The following is a 20,594-nucleotide window of genomic DNA, read 5'->3' as shown; positions in this document are numbered from 1 at the left end:
TTGAGGTGAATGGAATTAATATCAGGTAGTGATCTGAGGAATATCCTGAAAACCCGGCGGAATAACATTTACGATGGTCCAGTTCTGCTGACCGGGATATACAATATTGAATACCTGTACCTTGAACAGGTATCCCGGCGACAGATTAACGAAAAAATAAAACCCATCCTGATTGGTGAAATTATAGCCAGGTGTTACCCATTGTGCGCCATTCCATATCCATAGGTCTACACGAACATTATATAAGGGATATAACCGCCCGCTGTATGGGTCATATCTTACAATCCGGCCTCTGAGGTTGGTCGCTGCCGCTTTCTGCACAGCTACACAGACCATGAACAATAAAACTATCAGATATTTCATATCCTGATAAAATGATCTTAACTGTTAAATGCAGACGTGCTTTTGGGGGTATTTTATAACTTGATTTTGCTTTTTTACATCATTAAGCTGAAGCTGATGGAATATATACAATCGGGGCTATTACTAATATAGAGATTTAGTATGGATATAAAGGTATGGTTTTTCAGATGAAAAATAAAATATTAAAGATCACAGGGATGTGGGTGTTGTCACCAATTTTTCTTCAAAGACGTTTGTCCGCTGTAAAATATTCGCACTAAAATATTATAGCTTTATACACATCAATAATTTTAATTTTTTGTGAGAAAAAACCACTTTTTATGAAAAAGAAAAACTCCCTCAAACTACATTTGGGCAAAATTAAAATTGCCAGCCTTCACACCACTAATAGTGTAAAAGAAGCTATATGTTCATCTCCCAAAATCTCTATCTGCGTGTGCGAAACATGGAACCCTTGTCGTACGGATGGTTGCCCTACCGATAACGTTACCTGTTCTACTGGTATGTTATAGTATTTTTACCGGGATACTATCGCGCATGCTACTCTCTTCTGCTTTCCACCGTATATACAAAACTATCAGCTCTATAGTATCCCAGGTTATATTCAATAGGGCGTTCGCCCTGATCAAATACAAAACGTTTTCTGAACAGTATAGGGCTTCCGGATTCTATTTCCAGTTTGGAAGCAATGAACTTGTCGGCCGCCTTTGCTGAAATTTCTTCTTTGGATAAGGTGGCAATCACCATATAATCTTTCTCAAGAATATCATATAGCGGTCGTTTAAAGTCCTCTTCGCCTGTCAGGCCAACCCTGGGATGAAAATAGGAAATGAAATAAACGAAAGGCCCTTCCGTCTTGCCCCTGAGCCGTTCCAGCTTCAGTATTTTTTTTGATGTGCTGATACCAAAAAAATTGGCCACTGCTTCGGTTGGTTTAACCCAGGTAACATGCAGTTCAAAATTTTTAATAGTGATGCCCCTGGCGTTCATTTCCTGGGTGAAGCTCAGCCAGTTTTTTGATTTAGAGCTGATGGTTGGTTCTGCTACTTTAGTGCCTACTCCTTTTTTCCGGATCAGCAATCCTTCATAAACAAGTTTATTCAACGCATGGCGCAACGTTGACCTTGATATGGCCAATTGTTTTGCCAGTTGTACTTCATTAGGCAAAAATTTCCCGTTGGCATATTGCGGGTCACTGATAATTGTACGCAATAGATTTTCTGCCTGAACGTGAAGAGGTAAAGGACTTTTATGATCAATGCTAAAATACATTCTGCAAAACAAGGAGAAAAATATCAGAAAAAAACAATTGCGCCGAATTCTTTGTTAATGTGTTTGCTCAATTTATTAAGAAATAAAGCACAATTCATTCATCTGTAAAATTAAAAAATGTATAATAATATGATTATAAAATCAAAACTCCTCAATCAAGCGATAGGCTAAATCATTTTAGCAATTTGTTGCAAAAGTCCATATATGTTTATATGTTTGTACATATATAAAATTCCACGTGATGATAAAAAGACTTCCCCTTTCCATACTGGTAGGCGTTTTAATAGTTGGGTATAGTGCCCAAACTACGCATGCCCAAACCAAGGACAATACCACATTGGCAAAAACAATACTGGCGGATAGTCGTTTGGACACAATACAGGCAAGAGCACTGCGGCTACTGACAGGTTTTGCGGCAGGCACCACTTATGGGGAAGTATGGATAAGAGACTTCAATACTTTTATCAAAGGTTCGCTACAGGTACTTCCCCCGGAAAAAGTAAAAGACATGTTGCTGTTATTTTTCAAAATGCAGGGCGATAACGGCGATATAGTAGATGGTGTGATTGACAAACATAAAGCCAATGTTGGCTACCAGTACCGCTATTCAGCCCTGGCACCGGAATGGGCTGCACATAAAAACACCGTAGAAACAGACCAGGAATCGTCATTGGTACAGGCAGTTAAAAAGTATATTGATGTTACCGGCGACCATTCCATACTGACTGAAAAGATTGGCGGCAAAACGGTATTACAGCGCATTGAACATGCTTTTGAATATATACTTAAAGACAGATGGTCGGCAAAATACGGACTCGTTACCGGCGCCACTACCATCGACTGGGGCGATGTACAACCTGAAACAGGCTGGGGTGTGGCCATCAATGACAAAACAAAATGGGCTGTTGATATTTATGACAACGCGATGTTTGTAATAGCCCTGCAGGATTTCCTGGCCATGAAACCTGCAACCTACCACCCACAAAAGAATTGGCAGGAAATAGCCAACGGTATCCGCAAAAACGTACGCAAATATTTATGGCAATCCAATACCCAAAAATATATTCCACATATTTACTTAAATGGAAGCCCGTTTTCGACATCCTTTAATGAAAATGAAATTTTATATACCGGTGGCTCTGCCTGCGCCATTCTTGCGGGCTTTCATTCAAAAAAAGAAATAGCCGCCATTAACAACCAAATGGTGCAAGCTGCGGCAAAAGAAAAATATGCCACGATTGGTATAACAGTGTATCCACCCTACCCGGCAAAAGAATTTCCCAATATGCACCCTTATGTGTATCAGAACGCTGGCGACTGGACATGGTTCGGCGGACGCATGATACAGGCACTCACTATAAACGGGTTTACAACAGCTGCATGGGATGAATTAAATCCCATCATTGACAGAGCAATCGCGCATAAAGGCTTCTATGAATGGTATGATGTGCAAACCGGAGAAGCAAAAGGATCAGGAGATTTCAGAGGAGAGGCAGGCGTATTATATGACGCTATCAAACTTTTAAGAACGTGGGCAATAAAGAATAAGTAGATGCAGGTATGCTGATACGATGCAGTGGCTATTAAGGGAACAAGCAATGGTACTAACAGGTTCCTCATTTTTCATTTAATGAGGAACCTGTTTTGTTTAATGTGGCTTCAAAAAGCCGCCATCAACAATCAATAATTTTACGCCATTTTCTGAAATAGAACGATGTGAACTCAGGTCATCAGATACTACATACGTCATCCCTTTTGTTAAGGTAAAGGTTTCGCCATTCTGCAATTCGCTCTCAAATGCCCCTTCCAGGCAGTGAACAATATGCCCTTTCTGGCACCAATGATCTGCTAAATATCCTTGGGTGTATTCAACTATACGGATCCTTAAATCTCCCAGTTGTAAGGTTTGCCAATACGCTACGCCTGTTTCGCCATTGTGTGTTGTCTTTGGAACATTATCCCAATTTATTGTCTGAAATGGTATGCTATACATTTTATGCTGTTTAAATAATATTCATAGAATAGTAAGCGGGTGTATTGCGATAAAGTTAAAATAAAAAAACAGTACCAACCTTACCCCTTACTTTACTCTTTTTTTAGTTTTTCTTCAATCTGCTCCTGCAGTTCCTTTTTGAAATGATCATCCAGCTTTGCATTACTATGTTGATTGGAGTGAAAGAGCTGTTTTACCATCCGGTTTATTAAAATGCTCTGTTGCTGAAATACCCTGCAAACGGAGCAACCGATCAGGTGAATTTTTAGTTTTATATTTTCCCGAAATGTTAAACCACTGATCTGTTTTTTTTCAATCAGTAATGTAGCCTCCTTACAGTTGTATATAATGTTCTTTATCGCATTCATATCAGTTCATTTAAAACCAGTTTTTTTGCAGACATGCCCGCAGATTGATTTTGGCCCGGTGGATGATCACCCAGAAATTGGAGGGAGTTACTTTCAGTTCGCTACAGATGATATCGGTAGATTCATCTTCCATATGTTTCATTGTGAAAACAGCCAGCCACAGGCTGGGAAGTTTTTGCATACATCGTTGCAGAATACTTATAAATTCTTTGTTAGCCATCGGATCCTTCTCTTCCATCCCAAACAAATGTGGCCTGTAGGGAGCATTCCAATGTCCGTTATCATGGTCAAAAAAGTCGGCCTGCTCCTGTTCTGCGTCAGCTATATCAGTCCTTTTAGCAAACCCTGATGATTTTTTCCGGTAAATATCTATGATCTTATGTTTCAGGATGGCCGTCAGCCAGGTACGCTCTGAGCTTTTCCCTTCAAACTTGTCTATTCGCTCCAGGGCAGCCAAAAAAGTTTCCTGCACCAGGTCCCTTGCCTGTTCTTCATCATTTAATCGTGTGAGGGCATATGTGTACAGGTAATCTGCATACATTTCCACCCATTGGTGCGGGTTAATAGTATTTGCCCCTGGCAGTGTGCCTGTTGTATTGCTATCACTTGACATATGCATATGAATTCTTTGACAGTTCCCTATCAATGGGAACGGAAATACGCTTTAGAATTAATCATTTATGCGCTTAGTCGTTTTTTGCGGATAATCCTTACAAATTACCGAATTTTTTGGATGGATCGCCTACTCTTGCCATTTCAATTCTGTTCTACGGTTAATGGCCCGTCCTTCGGCAGTTTCATTGGTTGTTTTGGGTACAGTAGCGCCATATCCATTGCTCTGCATTTTCGAAACAGCGATACCTTGTTGATGAAGATATTGTAAAACAGCAGCAGCCCGTTGCCGGCTCAGTAACAAATTCTGCGGGGATGATCCGGTGCTATCCGTATGTCCTTCAATAAATAATTTACCGCTGTTGTGCTCATTTAATATAATGACTAACTCATTGAGTTTTTGACGGGAAGATGCGGATAAGTCGGCGCTGTTTACTTTAAAATAAATCTGTGCTGCAATAGCATCGAGTTTTTCTTTCAACTGTATACGCTGCACTGCGTTGGTATACCCCGTATCTTTTTTTGCAGGATAAGGGCAACCTTTATTTTCAGCAAACCCGGGTACATTAGGGCATGCATCTTCTTTGTCGGGAATACCATCTCCATCGGAATCAATAATGTCGCTATGTACTCTATCCCGCTTCATGGCTATACGTTCATCGTGTGCTGCTACCGGGGTCAGTTGCAGGGGAACCTGCTTTTTTTCTTTATACTTTCTTTTAATAATAGTTCCCAACAGGCCGAAGTTTCCCTGAAAATAATTGCCTGGTGCATCTCCTGTATTGAAACGATATTGTATTTCTGCATTTACATAAACATCTTTAACAATCCTTATTCTGCCGCCAGCGCAAACAGGAAAAGAAGGGAAGATATGACCATCATAATAACCAGCACCTATGCCCCCTGAAACATATGGTATCAGCTTATAATTGTATAAAGAAAACCTGCGGACACCGGATATATCCAGCTGATGAAGCAGCCTGTCCGTTTTATTTGTTTCAGTTTTAGAGAGATATTTTAATGCTACACTACCAAACCTGCAGGTATAATCATATTGCCTGTTGATGCCTGATGTATAAGAAAAAAAATAGCCCGGATTTACATTAGCTGTACTTAATTTATCAGCCATAACAGATCCGGAGAAATGTAACCCGATTAAAGTTTCCCTTTGTTGCGAATGAACATAGGGGATCAGAAAAAAAGTCAGTAAAAAAACCTGAAGCTGTTTATAGATCATAGGGATACAAGGCATACAAACGATTAATCCTTTTATTTATTACATCATAAAAGCGAATGCTAAAATATGCAAAATATATATAATAAAATAAAACCTCACAAGTAATTCAGCAACATCATTTCTTAAGGCAAATATTAATTACAAATAATTAACATATATATTAAGAAATCTTTTTTATCCATTTACAATGGATAATCCTCACCAATCCATTATTCGTCAACTTAGTTGACATCAATCCAGGTACTTACCTGAAGGTTAGCGCATATAGCCGGCAACTTCTTGGTTTAGATGCATCCAGGATTTACCTTTGGTTCCTTAAAAGTTACTAACCAGGCATCCTATGTACCAGGACCAACTATGTCTTTTAAGCATTATCATTGTAAAACATTACACTTTCTAAACCAAAAATAAATGATGAAAACAACGAGCATTATCGCCTCTTTATTGATCTTGTCAGCTACTACCTTTGCACAATCATGGACTGTTGACAAAGTACATTCAAGACTCGGATATGGTGTTACACACATGGGTATTTCTGAAAGCGAAGGTAGTTTCAAAGATTACACTGCAAAGATCACTTCTTCAAAAGAAGACTTTTCTGATGCAGTCGTAGAATTAACTGCAAACGTAGCCAGCATCAATACTGAAAACGAACAACGTGACGGCCACCTGAAATCACCCGATTTCTTTGATGCCGCAAAATATCCTACGCTCACCTTCAAAAGCACTTCCTTCAAGAAAGTGGGTGACAAGCAATATAAAGTTACCGGCGATCTTACACTGCATGGTGTAACCAAACCAGTAACCCTGGATGTTGTACTGAATGGTACTACTACTAATCCGATGAGCAAAAAAACAGTAGCAGGTTTTAAAATAACCGGTACTATCAAACGTGCTGATTTTGGTGTTGCAGCTGGTATGCCTACTGCTATGCTCGGCGACGAAGTTGCCATCAGAGCAAATACAGAATTTATTAAAGACTAATATTTTCTCAATGAAGAAATTGACAATATTTAGCGTAACACTGCTGCTTATGGCAGCAGTGTTTGCTTTTTCCCTGATACAGGGATGGAAAATAACAGATAAATACAACATCTCTTTTTCCAGTAATGAAGCTGGTGGTATATTCAAAACCTTCAAAGGAAATATCGTATTTGATGAGCAAAATCTGGCAACCTCAAATTTTGATGTTACCATAGATGTTGCTTCTATCAATACAGGCAATGGATTACAGAACAAACACGCCAAGAGTGATGAATGGTTTGATGCCGTAAAATATCCGGTGATCAGGTATACTTCAAAAAAAATAGAGAAAGCCGGAAATGCCTACCAGGTAACAGGCGATCTTGAAATAAGGGGTATAAAAAAAGCATTCACCATACCGTTTACCTTTCAGCACAACGGCAACGGCGCTACTTTTAACGGCACGTTTAATGTTAATCGTAATGATTTTCATATCGGTAAACCCGGTGGTGATGTTTCAGACATGATCAAGGTTACAGTTGCCGTACCTGTAGTAAAGCAATAGCTCATTCATAAAATATCCGTATGCTGAAAAAATTATTACTACTGGGCGTTATATCCGGTGCACTTGCAGGCATAGCTTCCCTGATTTACCAAAAAGTATATGCCTCTTCCCTCGGAGCAGGATTTACCAACATAGCCAAACCTGTTGGGATCATGCTTTCCAGCGTAATAGGCTGCCTCATAGCAGCACTGGGCTATTGGTTGCTTAGCAAAGTACTAAAAGGCAAAACGGAAATCGTTTTCAATCTTTTATTTGCGATACTTTCTTTTGTAAGCATATTGGGACCTTTTGCAGCAAAACTACCACTGGACATTGAAACGCCTGAACTATTTCCAGGCCTGACAATACCCATGCATTTTTTCCCGGCACTGGCCTGGTTTACGCTGAGACCTTTGTTTATTACGGTGAATGCAGAAAATAAGTAACAACCAGCGTTAGGCTGATAAGGATATTTACAAAAAAGAGAGGCAGGGATATCCTGTCTCTCTTTTTTGTACCAATAGGGAGTATGCTGTTTTTCTGATTTATTGGTGCTGAAGAAAATCATCCGTTTGACTGTAAAACCATTGTGGTTCATCAAACATGATGAAATGCCTGGAAGTATCTGATATGGCAATCTTCACCTGACGGGCCTGCCGGAACTGTCCCTTTAAATTTTCATATACACTTTCATGTGATGCGCCGTATTCTTTGTAAGACTGCCAGTCTCCCAGCACCAGTATTCTTGAATCGATAGTTTCCAGCGAATTACGAAGGTCATTACTAAACAACTCGTACATGGCCTCCCCCTGAGTGGCCTGATCTGAATGAGTGCCCATTGCGGCTACCTGTGCAATCCTGTCCGGATCCCGCATCATGGAACCTAACATAGCCTGCTGGGTTAGCTTTACCTGCGCTGCATTTTGGCTGACAATCCCCTTTTTTATCTTCATACCTATTTCCCGGCTGCCTTCAACCGTCATCTCTGCTCCCATAGACAATGCCGGTAAAAAAGGCGCACAACTTACGCATACTATATCGCCCGTGAGTTCAGGATACAGGATACCCAATTTAAGCGCCAGCCACCCACCCAGGCTATGACCAACAATCACCGGCTTTTTCAGATTGTTTTGCTGGATATAAACAGCCAGCTGCCTCACTATTGTGGTGAGGAGGGAATCAGACTGAATGGGAGGCTGCCCCCCAAAACCAGGCAACGTAATAATGTGACATTCAAAATTTTTGGAGAAATGAACAGCAGCATCATCCCATACATCCCCGGAACAATATAAACCGGGAATGAGGATCATAGGCCTTCCACTACCTTCTTTTTTAACGTTAAAAGAAATTTCGCTGGTTTGTGCAAATAAGGAAGTAGTGCTACCTGCCAGCAGGATCATCTGAAAGATGATCAGTAAGGTCTTTGACCGGGGTACAAAAAATAAATGTTTCATAAAAGTGATTTTATAATTAATAGATCCGGTACAAAATGAATGCATTACTGTCTTACTATAAAACCAGCTTGATATAACAGGAAATTATATTGATGAAATGATCTTTCCCGGAGAAAAACCGGCTACAGCCCTGTAGAGATAATATAACAGGGTGAATAATGGTTAAATAGTGCTTTCGTCATCGGGATACCGTATTTCATCAATAATTATTGTTAACTTTTACTACAGTCATTACCTTAGACCAGATCTAACAAGCCCAAACAAGTATGTCTCTTTTTTCCCGATATAAGCTGGATCACTTTCTTTTCTGGATAATATATTTCATTTTCTGGACAGGGTTTTCTATATACAACTATGGAACTCCGCTGTTATGGGCCTTATCCATAACCACTATATGGCTTATTGGGCAAGCCGCTACTGCTTATATAAGTGCTTATTTTCTAATGCCCGTTTTTCTGTATGCAAAAAGGTATATTCTTTTTATACTTTTTTTTTTAGCAACAATAGCAGCCGGTGCAATTTTTATTGCAGCCTGCGCTGTTCCGATGATCAGGTATGTTACGTCTGCTTTTACTTATACTTTTAGCACCCTCTTTCCTTATGTGCTAATGGCAAACGTTTATATCAGCTTTATATTTATTGCTATCAGAGCCATCAAACACAAAATCCTGGAAGAGCGAAAAAATAAATTGTTTGAAAAAGAAAGAACAGAAAATGAACTAAGATTCCTTAAATCCCAGTTGAACCCACATTTCCTCTTCAATGCCATTAACAGCATTTATATACTCATTAAAACAGATCCGGAAGTTGCAGGCAGTACCCTGGCAAAGTTTGCAGACATGCTCCGCTATCAGTTATATGAGTGCAATACAGATAAGATTTCTATTGAAAAAGAAGTGGCCTACCTGAATAATTATATTGAAGTGGAAAAACTGAGAAAAGGGAATACAGTTATTACCCATTATACTGTGGAGGAGCAGGTGCAGCATTTTCCCATTGCTCCCCTACTGATCATTCCATTTGTGGAAAATGCCTATAAACACATATCCGCTTTTACTGATAAACCCAATAAGATCAATATTAACCTGAAATATGAAGATCCTTTTTTCGAATTCCGGATAGAAAATACCATAGATAAAAACGCTACTACCAACAATTACCAAACATATGGAGGCATAGGATTGGAAAACGTAAAAAGAAGGCTGGAATTGATCTATAGTGATCGCCACACCCTGCAGATGAACATAACAGATAACATATACATGGTTTTACTAAGAATAAGTATACAATGAATATCCGCTGTATTATAGTAGATGACGAACCTCTGGCACGGGAAGGAATGATGTTATTGGTAAAGGATAACAGTTTCCTGGAACTGGTGGCTCAATGCAGCAGTGCATTGGAAGCCAATAGTATAATGGCACGGGAAACGATTGACCTGATCTTCCTCGATATACAAATGCCTAAGATCATGGGCATTGATTTTCTAAAAAGCCTGTCGGTTAAACCATTGGTAATCATCACTACTGCTTACCCCAATTTTGCATTGGAAGGCTTTGAGCTGAATGTACTGGATTATCTTGTAAAGCCTATTACGCCGGAGCGGTTCCTCAAAGCGGTTAACCGGGCTAAAGAGCTGCTGACATATAAAAAAACCGGTGTGCAGGAAGGTGAAACCAACTATTTCTTCATACGGTCTAATAACGGGTATGAGAAAATATTTTATGCAGAAATACTATACATTGAAGCATGCCAGAATTATAGTATCATTTATACAACAACGGCAAAATTTATGACACTCACCACAATCCGGTCACTGGAAGAACAACTCCCTGCGGGAAAGTTTCTGCGCATACAAAGGTCCTATATTGTTGCTATCGAAAAAATACGATCCCTCACAGGAAATGAAGTGAGGATAGGTAATGAAAAAATTCCGGTGAGTAAAAATTACAAAACAGATCTGATGAAGATCATCGATACCAAACTGATTAAAAAATAAAAAAGTCCTCATAAAAATTAAGAACTCAAAACAGGTATTTTAATCCAGCGCCTCATTCACTACTTCCACATCCCAATGCGAAAGCAAAATCTCAAAACGGTGCTGTTCTGCTTCTTTATATTGCTCCTGATCAGGATACAGCAGTTTTTTATACGGAGCAGTAAGATTTTCATCGAAAGCCAATGCTGCATTTTTGAATACGATCGTTACCCGGAAATCCCAGCGCGTATCTTCCCCACTGTGCAGCCGCGGCCTTGCGGCAGTAACGCTGATGATATCTCCCTTTTCAATAGCCTTTTTTAACAGCGGATAATGATTAGTCTTCCACAGGTGAATAAATTCATCTGCATATCCCCATTTAGCCCTGTAATAATTTTCTACCGTAAAGTACTCATTCGATGATGCCACTTTTGTTTGGGCAATACCCTGCAGCGATAAAATGCTGCAAAAAAGCAGCAGCAGGTATTTGCTTTTTGTAAAGAGGGAAGAAAAGGTTGATAACATGATTTATCTTTTTAAATAAATGAGTTGTTTTATATCTATTACTCTACTAATTTAGTAGAATAATAGGATTTAACAAAATTCCCTGTTTGTAAATACTGATGCCCTACCCAATAATTAATATGATCAAAAAGATAATTTCCAGATTCGTACTCCTTGTACTTCCGGGCCTGTTATTAATTTCATCGCAAATCTATGCACAAAAGAAGGCAGTTAAAAAAACCAATATTATCATCATAGTGGCAGATGATATGGGGTTTTCTGATCTGGGCAGCTTCGGCTCGGAGATTCATACACCTCACCTGGACAAGCTTGCAAAGAACGGCCTCATCATGAACCAGTTTTATAATGCCGGGAGATGCTGCCCTTCCAGGGCTGCTTTGCTGACCGGCTTATATCCTCATCAGGCAGGCGTAGGAGACATGATACAGGACAGAGGTTATCCTGCCTACCAGGGCTATCTGAACGATAGCTGTGCTACCATTGCCGAATTGCTGAAAACAGCCGGCTATACAACAATTATTTCCGGTAAATGGCATGTTGGACTGGTACCATCGGCATGGGCCTGCAACCGGGGTTTCGATAAATCTTTTACACTGCAGAATAACGGAAGCAGCTATTTTAATTCCAAACCTTTGTATAACGATGGCCGGAAAGTGACCTTCCTGCTGGGCAACAAAGAAATAGTACGCGAAGATACTTCCCTTTATTTAACACAGGCCATTACCAACTTTGCACTGGATGCCCTGGAAGAACAAAAGAATAAAGACAATCCCTTTTTCCTCTATGTGGCTTACAATGCACCACACTGGCCACTACAGGCCCTCCCGGAAGATATTGCCCGTTATAAAGGAAAGTATTTAAGCGGCTGGGATACGCTGCGGGAAAAACGATATGAAAAATTAATGGCAGCCGGACTCCTGAAAAAAGAATGGCAGCTTTCTTCCCGGTATGAAAAAGTGCCGGCATGGAACACCTTATCCGCAAAAGAAAAAGAAAGCTGGGACACAAGAATGGCCATCTACGCTGCTATGATAGATCGTATGGACATAGAGATAGGCAAGCTTTTAGATAAGCTGAAAACGATAAAGAAAGAGGAAAATACACTGATCATCTTCCTTTCCGATAATGGTGGTAGTGCAGACGACGTTAAAAACTGGAACTACGTCATCCAAAAATCAGGCACCCCGGGCTCAGTGGCATCCATAGACAGCTATGAAACTCCCTGGGGCAACGTGAGCAACACGCCTTTCCGGTTATTCAAAAAAAATATGCATGAAGGCGGCATCGCTACTCCTTTCATTGCTTACTTCCCCGGCGTTATTAAAGCAGGCACTATCAATACACAGGCCGCACATGTGATTGATATAATGCCCACCTGTCTGAATATAGCCGGAATAGATTATCCTGCTACATTCAAAACAAGAAAACTGAAACCACTTGAAGGTATATCCCTCACCAACGCTTTTCACAACAAACCATTTAAAGACCATAAAGCCATTTGCTGGGAACATGAGGGCAGTCGCTCCATTAGAAAAGGCAAATGGAAACTGGTGGCCGAAAAAGGCGTTTCCTGGGAACTGTACGATATGGAAAAAGACAGGACCGAAACAAATAATATCGCACAGCAGTACCCCGCCAAAGTTCAGGAGCTTCAACAGGAATACAATGCCTGGGCTGCTAAAGTAGGGGTTGTGGATTTGCCTTAAACTTTCCGGTTTATGACATCTTTTTCAGATACATTTATCCAAATAACTGTATTTTGCTACTAAATAAAAACTATATGAATCCTATATGGCTTAAGCCATTTCAACTTACGTTTGGAATATGTTTATTAATAGGCAGCACCTCATTGGCACAATCGCTTCCGGACAAAACAACGGATACATCAAAGAACGCGTTGCAGGTATATCGTCAAAAGATAGATTCACTCGACAAACAACTGATAGCCATACTGGGAGAGCGGGAAAGAGTGGTAAAAGAAGTAGGCGTGTATAAGGTAGCACATCATATGCCTGCGCTCCAGCAGGATCGTTTTAAACAAATGATGGAACCGCGTATTATAGCAGGTAAAAAGGAGGGCTTGTCCGAAGAATTTATAACCGAATTCATGAATGCTATTCATGAAGAAAGTTTGCGCATCGAACGGAATATTATACACTGACAGGATGATGATGTATAAAAAATGTGGTAGGAAATCTTCTGCAAAAAAATATCATGGTCTATAATAACAATCAAAGCATTTCCCCTGATAAGATAATCAGCCATTATACTTACCAGGGCGACTTCTACCAGGTGAAAGACTGGACTTTTGATTATGCCGGCAACAAAACAAACAGCAAAGGATATAATGATTGTCTTTGTTTTGTGCTGGTCCGCAGTGGCCAGTTTACATTTGACCTATGTAATAAATCCTACGAAATGCACACCGGCAGGCTTGTTATTGATAAACCCAATTACGAATATAGCCTGCACCCCGCACCCGGACAATGTTCCATTTTTAATTTCACAGATGATTTTTACGCTGCTATCACGGAAGAATACAACCTGGGGAAAGTGTCCTTTTTCTCCAACAAAAATATATTAGCCAGGATGCTGTCATCCACGGCTGCGATAGATTACCTGCATTACCAGGTATTACAAAGCATCCATGAAAGTGGCCGGTTGGAAATAGATACGCTGGTACTGGAACTGCTTAAACAGATAATAGAAGAGATCACTAATAAACCACTGGATATACTGCCCTCCTCTACCGGTAAAACAAATCACCTTACCGCTATTGAAAGGGCCAAAGCATATATGAATGAACATTTTCCGGAAGACATCTCCCTGCTTCGATTGTCCAGGTATTGTTATGTAAGCCCTTTTTATCTCAGCCGTCTTTTTAAAAGTTTCACCGGTTTACCGCCCCATAAATACCTGCAGGAAGTACGGTTTAAACATGCAGCTATGCTGATAAAACATTCTGATATGCCCATCATGGACATTTGTTTTTCATCAGGTTTCAGCAATACAGATTATTTTTCAGCCGCCTTTACCAAAAAGTTCAAAGTCCCTCCTTCCAGGTATAAAAGCCTTTCCAGGTAAAAATTAGCAAGATTTCTAAGTTCCCCGTCGGCATAAGCGGCTACCTTGTTTTCATTATCAATACTATTTATAATGAAATCAGTCTTCCTCTTTTTGTACATCTGCCGGTTTTCATTACTTGCCATACTGCCATACCATGACACCATTCCTGCACAAAAGACTACAATGGAAAACAAATCACTGCTCACAGACAAGGAACAACTCAGCGCATTAAATGCAAAGTTTATTAAAAACTTCATGACCAACGATGTGGCCAGTCATAATGAAATTATTCATCCCGATTTCGTCTACATATCCATGTCCGGGAAAATTGTTAATCGCGATGAATACATGAAAGCATGGGCCCATGGCTGGAATGACAAGGTCGATAAATCATTTACATATAAAGATGAAGTAATAAGGATTTTTGGAGAGATGGCATTAGTCAGATCAAACACTTTTTACTCGTGGTTAGAAAACGGAAAGTTAATGCAGGGAAAAACTGTTTACACAGATACTTATATAAAAGAAAAAGGCAGATGGTGGTGTGTACAGGCCCAGATTACAGCCGTAAAATAAATTTATCCTTATCCGAAATCACCCATAAATGAACAAGTTTAAAATAATACCTGCACTATTTATTATTATTTCATGTACCCATCAAACTGCCAACAAAAGCCCTGTTTTTGCTAAAGTACCCACACTGTTTGCAGAAGGAATTATCAGTACAGGTGATTATGAAACGCATCCCGCCTTTTCGCCATCCGGAGACACTGTTTATTTTTTAAAATGTACACCTGATATGAACGCCTGCACCATCTGCGTATCTTATCACAGCAATGATACCTGGTCGGCCCCGGAAATAGTTTCCTTTTCAGGGCGTTATGTAGATGTAGACCCGTTTGTTACCAAAGATGGCAATACATTATACTTTGTGTCCGACCGGCCGGTTCATGAAGGCGATTCCGCCAAAGCAGATTGGGATATCTGGAAAACGGACCGCACTGCATCCGGATGGGGAGCTCCGGTTCATTTAGATACTATCATTAACAGCAGCGCCAGCGAGTTTTATCCAACTGTTGCAGATAATGGTACACTGTATTTTGGCTCAGGAAGAGCAGGAGGAAAAGGTGCTTCAGATATTTATTCCAGTAAATTCATCAATGGAAAATATACCACACCGGAAAATCTGGGCGACTCAATTAATACCGCCGATAATGAATATGAGCCTTTTATTGCCCCGGATGAAAGTTACCTGATCTATATGGCCACTATTCCCAAAGGAATCATCCATGGAGATCTTTATATCAGCCATCGTCACAACGGTTCCTGGAGCAAAGCAAAAAAACTAAATATTCCGGTTAACTCTACTGCGACGGAATGGTCGCCCAAAGTTACGCGCGACGGAAAGTACTTTTTCTTCGGCAGCACAAGAAACAAAGTGAATGGTGCATTGCCGCAACGAACGGATATACAGCCGTTTGAGCGAAGAATAAAAAGCGCAGGAAACGGATTGGGAGATATTTATTACATAGATTTCTCCCTTATCCGGAATCAGTAATATTGCTTACTCATAACCAATGCCTCTTCATATAAAAATTCAACCATTTGGTTGAATTTTTATTTTTCCCACGGATATTATTTACAGTTTTGTTACTACTGTTAAATTATAAAATGATGATCCATGGGAATACTTTTTTTATCAAATGTGCAGGCTGAATTATTGAAAACAAAGAGAACGGCAGCGCTATGGTTAACATTATTGGCGGCGGCTTTTGTACCGGCTATTAACTGCCTGATATGTTTACAAAGGCCCGATATAATGATGGCCAAATTTAAGGTAGATCCATGGCTTACTTTTCTCCGGTTCAACTGGAAAAATACTGCCAGCGCCATTCTTCCACTTTTTGTTATCCTGCTGACCAGCCTCCTATTACAGATTGAATACCGCAACGCTACCTGGAAACAGGTGTATGCTATGCCAAGGAAATATGCGGATATATTTTTCTCTAAATTCCTGGTTATCCAGGCGCTGATCATTGGCTTCCTGTTGCTTTTTAATGTATTTATGCTCACTTCGGCCTTTGTCATTCATTCGTTTCAACCTGGTTATGCCTTTTATGCCGGTGCTATCCCATGGGATACGATGGCCATTCAAACCACCAGGATATATACCGGCATTTTAGGTGTGGCAGCTATTCAATACTGGCTCAGTACAAGATTCCGCAACTTCACAATTCCCCTGGGAACTGGAATGGGATTATGGATTGCCGGTCTTATTTTGATGGACTGGGACAAAATTATTTATTACCCCTACATGTACACTACGTTGTTTTTCGTTACTGACTTCAGCAAACATCCGGATGATTTGTCCACACTCCTGGTAAGTGCTGTTGCCTGTTTTATAGTGGCTATATTACTGGGCTTCCGGAATATATACCAGCTTAAAGCGAAGGGATAATAATTTTGCAATGAACCGGGAAGCCTCCGACTTTAAGCTTGTCCGCTAACTTCCATTCACTATCACAAAGTCATTAATCTTGTTTGCCTGCACCAGGAGTTTAATTTCGTAGGCTTCCACAGGATCCTTCACACCTTTCAGTATTGCCGTTTTTGCAGCTTTAAGATGTGCAATACATGTGGCTTTGGTTCCCGCATCCATACCTTGAAATCCGTCCATTAGCATACTACTATATTCCTCCATTACATGAGGTGCGTCCGAAAACTCATGGTACATTTCTTTGATCCAGGTTATGTCGAGCTGAGTGGGTATTGGTAGTTTTATAGTTGGGAAAACAGCATCTTTTGGAGGCATCCGCTTAACAGATTTAAATATGGCCGGGTCCTTTATTTTTCCCTGCCTTAAACTTTCCAGTGCTGCATCGGTGAATTTTACGCTTTGTTTATTCCATACTTTGGCACTTTCTACGAAGTTCTGAGTTGGAGTACCATTGGAAAGTACTTTAAAATCAAGTAATGTATGTTGTCCTGCGTTATCTGTCTTCCAACCCCATTCCACACTGCCGTAATAGGTGCCTGTATCTTTACCTTCTGTAGCTAATGCAGTTGTTTCAAAAGTATGGCCGGAGTTCTTTTTTGCGCCCTCTATTGATGGCGAATCCACAAGTCCGGCATTACATTTTTCCAGTTCTCCTGAATCTTCAGCAATATAATGATAGCCTGCAAAACCAGAACGCAAGTCTTCCTCTGTACTGCCAAATGTGGTATCTGCCAGGGTCCTGTTTCCTTCCTTTGCGGTTTCACCTTCCAGACCAGTAGAATGATAAACAGGTGATACGTGATAAGGGTCATTATCTATCCGGTAACCGGCGCCGGGCTTCCCTTCTTCTACTGTTCTGCCTGCGTAGTTTTCTTTAGGCGTAATATAAGGACTGTTATCTTTATGTGTTTTAACTGCCTGCGTCAGCACTATCTGCTTTGCATCCACGCTATCTCCCGGTTCAAAAACGAGTTGCATTTCTACGCCTCTGTAACCAATCACATCGTTCACATCTAAAAGATTCCTGGTAAGTGCATATTTTCCGGCCGTCCACTTCCCTCCCATTGTAGTCAGCGCTAACTGAACTGTATTATTATAAAGCATAGGGGATGGCATATGCATGGTACCATCGCTTTTATGTTGGGTAACTGTATTGGCTTTAGCCCCCATCACATCCGCTTCTGCTTCCAATCCTGCATCATCATTAATATTTACATTACTTTTTGTTTGAATGGTAGCCTGTACCCTTCCCTGTTTTTGCTGCACTACATGCCAGGCTTCATGTGGCAAATGTCTCTCCTGCCCCGGGCCTATATGTATATCAGGACCCTGCGCATAGGCCAATGCATGCAGCTGGGCTGGTTTATCAGAGTTATAATGTACCCGTACATCATTCATTGCAAACCCGGAGAGCGCTTCTACACCGTTTTTCAAAGTATCCGGAAGCCCTGTGTTATTGGCTTTCATCCGCTGCAGCGAGTCTACCGCCGGCAATGCAATACCTGTTGCATTGGCCTCCTGCGCTACAGGGTGGCTGGTAGCAACATTAGCAGGCAAAGCTTTATCACGGGGTTGCTGCATGATGGGGAAAGTGGTTATCGGATATTAATTTACGGATTTTATTTAAGAAGCGCAATTAGTAATAACCTTCATCCCGGATGCATCATTTATTGCTGATACAATACCTCAAAACCCTTATAAATGCTACGATGCAATATCGTCAGATGGCTTTCATCCGGGAAAGTAGTATAGGTTACTTTTATTTGCTTATCGGCGTCCGTTTGAAGTATATCGACAAACTTATCAACATCCCGCTTCATTTGCAGGCCCTCGTTTCCCAGGGCAACATACACCCTGATACTCTTTTTTGCATGTATTTGCAACAGCGCCTTTGCCTCTGACAGCAGAGATTCGTCGTTCCACCACAAACTGGGACTCACAATCAAATAATTATCAAAAAGATCCGGTTTCTTCAGCAATATTTCTGTTGCCAAAAGGCCTCCCAGGGATTGACCAATAATCGTTTTTTGCGCATTGGTCCTGTAATTTTGCTGGATATAAGGTTGTAAATCTTTCTCTATAAATAACATAAACTTTTGCGATCCTCCGGATGTAGGCAAAATTTTCAAATCCTTTTTAACGGTAGTCGGATGTGTAAAATCCCGCTTCCTGTCTACATTTGCTATCCCAACCACAATGGAAGGAGGCATTACCTTAATGGTGGTTAAAAACTGAACAAGTCCGGCAATATGTACAAAATCCTCATTGGCAGATCCGTCTAAAAGATAAACAACCGGATAAGTGGTAGCCGTGTCTTTATCATAATCTTCCGGTAAATAGATATTCAGCGTGCGTGTTTCTGCCAGCTGAACAGATTCAATTTTGTCTACGATGCCGAGCACAAAGGGGTTGTGTTCATTTTTTTCTGTGGATACGGTACGCTGCGCCATGGCCATGTTACCTGCAAACAGGAGCGCGGATAATATTACGGATGTTTTCATATTTTGTTTTGGTTGACTGCTAAAGGTTGGCATTGCTGAACAGCTGCATGTATTACGCCACAAACGCTTCTTTATTATATTTATTCCGGTAATCAATGGGAGATAAACCTGTAATCTTTTTAAAAACTGTTCTGAATGCTTTGGTGTCTGCATAACCCACATCATACATCACTTCATTCACATTTTTCTGGCTGGTTTCCAGTTGTTTTTTGGCAGCTTCCACTTTCACCCGTTGTATGTATTCTACCGGTGTATTGTTAGTGGCTTTCTTAAAGCGTCTTTCAAAATGGCGTCTTCCGATGGCAAATTGTATCGCTAAATCTTCCACTGATATTTTATCTGCCACATTGTTCTCAATAAATTCCTGCGCTTCCTTGATCGGTTTATCTTCATGCTTTTTTTGCCCGTTAAACATAATGAAAGGCGACTGGCTCTTGCGGTCTATTTCTACAGCGAAAACTTTGGAAGCCATAATGGCGGTTTCACGGTCGGTATATTTTTCAACAAGATATACCAGCAGGTTCCAGTAAGAATTGGCGCCACCACTTGAATAAAGGCCATGTTCTTCTGTGATGATCCTGCCATCTACCAGGTTCACTTCGGGGAACATTTCTCTGAATTCGTTAGCGGTTTTCCAATGACTTGAACATTCCTTGCCATTTAATAAACCGGTTGATGCCAGTAAAAAAGCACCGATACAAAGGCTGGCCACTTCTGCCCCATTTTCGTATTGTTCGATAATCCAGGGAATAAACGCCTTATTCACTTCCAGGGCGGCCTTCAGATCACCACTTAATGCAGGCACAAACACCAGGTCTGTTTTCTTTACATCTTTCAATAACACATCCGCATGCACCGTAAATGCTCCTTTGTTTAACTGTACTTCTTTTGTGAGACCTACCATTTGCACATCGAACATCTGAGGCTTACCTGCCGCTTCTAAAAACTCATTCACCGCGGTAAACATGTAGCGGGGGTCTGAAATACTTGCTAAAACGGCCTCGTTAGGCACCAGAATAGATACGTGTTTCATCTTTAAATATGAATTTAATTTTTTGGCAGATGATAATGATGACATATTTGCGGTATACGGCGTCATGAATACTACCCATCAACTTGACTTATACTGGCCTTTAATCAGGCTTAAACCAGGCTTTGATATACATTAAAGGTAAGCAAAAGTCGCAATCCACCCCTTAATAAGTCGTATTTGCACGCCAT

Annotated in this window: 24 protein-coding genes; 13 read left to right on the top strand and 11 right to left on the bottom strand. The window is 40.6% G+C overall.

Features of this window, described 5'->3' with window-relative positions; all coding sequences use genetic code 11:
- Positions 1 to 21: 21 nt before the first annotated feature.
- Positions 22 to 363 (bottom strand): hypothetical protein, encoded by a 342-nt coding sequence (locus CLV51_RS19370; RefSeq protein WP_106529736.1) that lies wholly within the window; start codon positions 361 to 363, stop codon positions 22 to 24.
- Positions 364 to 683: 320 nt separating this feature from the next.
- Here CLV51_RS19370 and CLV51_RS28930 point away from each other — a divergent pair, with 320 nt between their 5' ends.
- Positions 684 to 875, top strand: coding sequence for a hypothetical protein (locus CLV51_RS28930; protein WP_146151323.1), 192 nt, complete (start codon positions 684 to 686; stop codon positions 873 to 875).
- Between the two features lie 28 nt (positions 876 to 903).
- Here CLV51_RS28930 and CLV51_RS19365 read toward each other — a convergent pair whose 3' ends face one another.
- On the bottom strand, positions 904 to 1,635 hold the full coding sequence (locus CLV51_RS19365) for a GntR family transcriptional regulator (RefSeq protein ID WP_106529735.1): 732 nt from the start codon (positions 1,633 to 1,635) through the stop codon (positions 904 to 906).
- Between the two features lie 241 nt (positions 1,636 to 1,876).
- Between CLV51_RS19365 and CLV51_RS19360 the strand changes: the two genes are divergently transcribed.
- Entirely contained in the window at positions 1,877 to 3,187 is a 1,311-nt protein-coding gene (locus CLV51_RS19360) for a glucosidase family protein (RefSeq protein WP_106529734.1), read from the top strand.
- A gap of 96 nt (positions 3,188 to 3,283) precedes the next feature.
- Here the strand turns inward: CLV51_RS19360 and CLV51_RS19355 are convergent, their stop codons facing one another.
- The 4 genes from CLV51_RS19355 to CLV51_RS19340 all read right to left on the bottom strand — a co-directional run bounded on the left by CLV51_RS19355 (position 3,284) and on the right by CLV51_RS19340 (position 5,737).
- Positions 3,284 to 3,628, bottom strand: coding sequence for a DHCW motif cupin fold protein (locus CLV51_RS19355; protein WP_106529733.1), 345 nt, complete (start codon positions 3,626 to 3,628; stop codon positions 3,284 to 3,286).
- Positions 3,629 to 3,720: 92 nt separating this feature from the next.
- Positions 3,721 to 3,996 carry a hypothetical protein gene (locus CLV51_RS19350; RefSeq protein WP_106529732.1) on the bottom strand — a complete coding sequence of 92 codons (276 nt, stop codon included), beginning with the start codon at positions 3,994 to 3,996 and terminating at the stop codon, positions 3,721 to 3,723.
- A gap of 10 nt (positions 3,997 to 4,006) precedes the next feature.
- Entirely contained in the window at positions 4,007 to 4,615 is a 609-nt protein-coding gene (locus CLV51_RS19345; protein WP_211302061.1) for a sigma-70 family RNA polymerase sigma factor, read from the bottom strand.
- Positions 4,616 to 4,738: 123 nt separating this feature from the next.
- Complete coding sequence (locus tag CLV51_RS19340; protein ID WP_158267067.1) at positions 4,739 to 5,737, bottom strand: OmpA family protein; 999 nt, start codon at positions 5,735 to 5,737, stop codon at positions 4,739 to 4,741.
- Between the two features lie 519 nt (positions 5,738 to 6,256).
- Between CLV51_RS19340 and CLV51_RS19335 the strand changes: the two genes are divergently transcribed.
- The 3 genes from CLV51_RS19335 to CLV51_RS19325 are packed head-to-tail and all read left to right on the top strand — an operon-like array spanning position 6,257 to position 7,798.
- Complete coding sequence (locus CLV51_RS19335; RefSeq protein WP_245898849.1) at positions 6,257 to 6,829, top strand: YceI family protein; 573 nt, start codon at positions 6,257 to 6,259, stop codon at positions 6,827 to 6,829.
- 10 nt (positions 6,830 to 6,839) lie between these two features.
- A complete protein-coding gene (locus CLV51_RS19330; protein ID WP_106529729.1) occupies positions 6,840 to 7,373 on the top strand; it encodes a YceI family protein in 534 nt (177 codons plus the stop codon).
- A 20-nt stretch (positions 7,374 to 7,393) separates the two neighbouring features.
- Entirely contained in the window at positions 7,394 to 7,798 is a 405-nt protein-coding gene (locus CLV51_RS19325; protein ID WP_106529728.1) for a hypothetical protein, read from the top strand.
- Between the two features lie 99 nt (positions 7,799 to 7,897).
- Here the strand turns inward: CLV51_RS19325 and CLV51_RS19320 are convergent, their stop codons facing one another.
- Positions 7,898 to 8,806, bottom strand: a complete 909-nt coding sequence (locus tag CLV51_RS19320) for an alpha/beta fold hydrolase (protein ID WP_158267066.1) — start codon at positions 8,804 to 8,806, stop codon at positions 7,898 to 7,900.
- A 266-nt stretch (positions 8,807 to 9,072) separates the two neighbouring features.
- Between CLV51_RS19320 and CLV51_RS19315 the strand changes: the two genes are divergently transcribed.
- Positions 9,073 to 10,098: a sensor histidine kinase gene (locus tag CLV51_RS19315; protein ID WP_106529726.1), complete on the top strand. Its 1,026-nt coding sequence runs from the start codon at positions 9,073 to 9,075 to the stop codon at positions 10,096 to 10,098.
- Positions 10,095 to 10,805 (top strand): LytR/AlgR family response regulator transcription factor, encoded by a 711-nt coding sequence (locus CLV51_RS19310; RefSeq protein ID WP_106529725.1) that lies wholly within the window; start codon positions 10,095 to 10,097, stop codon positions 10,803 to 10,805. The genes CLV51_RS19315 and CLV51_RS19310 overlap by 4 nt, the downstream gene beginning before the upstream one ends.
- A 39-nt stretch (positions 10,806 to 10,844) precedes the next feature.
- Here the strand turns inward: CLV51_RS19310 and CLV51_RS19305 are convergent, their stop codons facing one another.
- Positions 10,845 to 11,309, bottom strand: a complete 465-nt coding sequence (locus CLV51_RS19305; RefSeq protein ID WP_211302060.1) for an EthD domain-containing protein — start codon at positions 11,307 to 11,309, stop codon at positions 10,845 to 10,847.
- A 119-nt stretch (positions 11,310 to 11,428) separates the two neighbouring features.
- Between CLV51_RS19305 and CLV51_RS19300 the strand changes: the two genes are divergently transcribed.
- The 6 genes from CLV51_RS19300 to CLV51_RS19275 all read left to right on the top strand — a co-directional run bounded on the left by CLV51_RS19300 (position 11,429) and on the right by CLV51_RS19275 (position 16,833).
- Positions 11,429 to 13,015, top strand: coding sequence for an arylsulfatase (locus tag CLV51_RS19300; RefSeq protein WP_106529724.1), 1,587 nt, complete (start codon positions 11,429 to 11,431; stop codon positions 13,013 to 13,015).
- 74 nt (positions 13,016 to 13,089) lie between these two features.
- Positions 13,090 to 13,470, top strand: a complete 381-nt coding sequence (locus CLV51_RS19295) for a chorismate mutase (RefSeq protein WP_106529723.1) — start codon at positions 13,090 to 13,092, stop codon at positions 13,468 to 13,470.
- A gap of 53 nt (positions 13,471 to 13,523) precedes the next feature.
- Entirely contained in the window at positions 13,524 to 14,393 is an 870-nt protein-coding gene (locus CLV51_RS19290) for a helix-turn-helix transcriptional regulator (protein ID WP_106529722.1), read from the top strand.
- A 72-nt stretch (positions 14,394 to 14,465) separates the two neighbouring features.
- Positions 14,466 to 14,951, top strand: a complete 486-nt coding sequence (locus CLV51_RS19285) for a nuclear transport factor 2 family protein (protein ID WP_106529721.1) — start codon at positions 14,466 to 14,468, stop codon at positions 14,949 to 14,951.
- Positions 14,952 to 14,979: 28 nt separating this feature from the next.
- Entirely contained in the window at positions 14,980 to 15,933 is a 954-nt protein-coding gene (locus CLV51_RS19280) for a TolB family protein (protein WP_106529720.1), read from the top strand.
- 123 nt (positions 15,934 to 16,056) lie between these two features.
- Entirely contained in the window at positions 16,057 to 16,833 is a 777-nt protein-coding gene (locus tag CLV51_RS19275; protein ID WP_106529719.1) for an ABC transporter permease, read from the top strand.
- 45 nt (positions 16,834 to 16,878) lie between these two features.
- Here CLV51_RS19275 and CLV51_RS19270 read toward each other — a convergent pair whose 3' ends face one another.
- The 3 genes from CLV51_RS19270 to CLV51_RS19260 form a co-directional block, all read right to left on the bottom strand.
- A complete protein-coding gene (locus CLV51_RS19270; RefSeq protein ID WP_106529718.1) occupies positions 16,879 to 18,453 on the bottom strand; it encodes an eCIS core domain-containing protein in 1,575 nt (524 codons plus the stop codon).
- Between the two features lie 86 nt (positions 18,454 to 18,539).
- Entirely contained in the window at positions 18,540 to 19,373 is an 834-nt protein-coding gene (locus CLV51_RS19265; RefSeq protein ID WP_106529717.1) for an alpha/beta hydrolase, read from the bottom strand.
- Positions 19,374 to 19,425: 52 nt separating this feature from the next.
- Complete coding sequence (locus tag CLV51_RS19260; protein ID WP_106529716.1) at positions 19,426 to 20,406, bottom strand: GlxA family transcriptional regulator; 981 nt, start codon at positions 20,404 to 20,406, stop codon at positions 19,426 to 19,428.
- Positions 20,407 to 20,594: the final 188 nt, after the last annotated feature.

Origin of the sequence: Chitinophaga niastensis (assembly GCF_003014755.1) — a bacterium.
GTDB classification, from domain to species: Bacteria; Bacteroidota; Bacteroidia; order Chitinophagales; family Chitinophagaceae; genus Chitinophaga; species Chitinophaga niastensis.
This window is presented reverse-complemented; position numbering and strand designations above follow the sequence as displayed.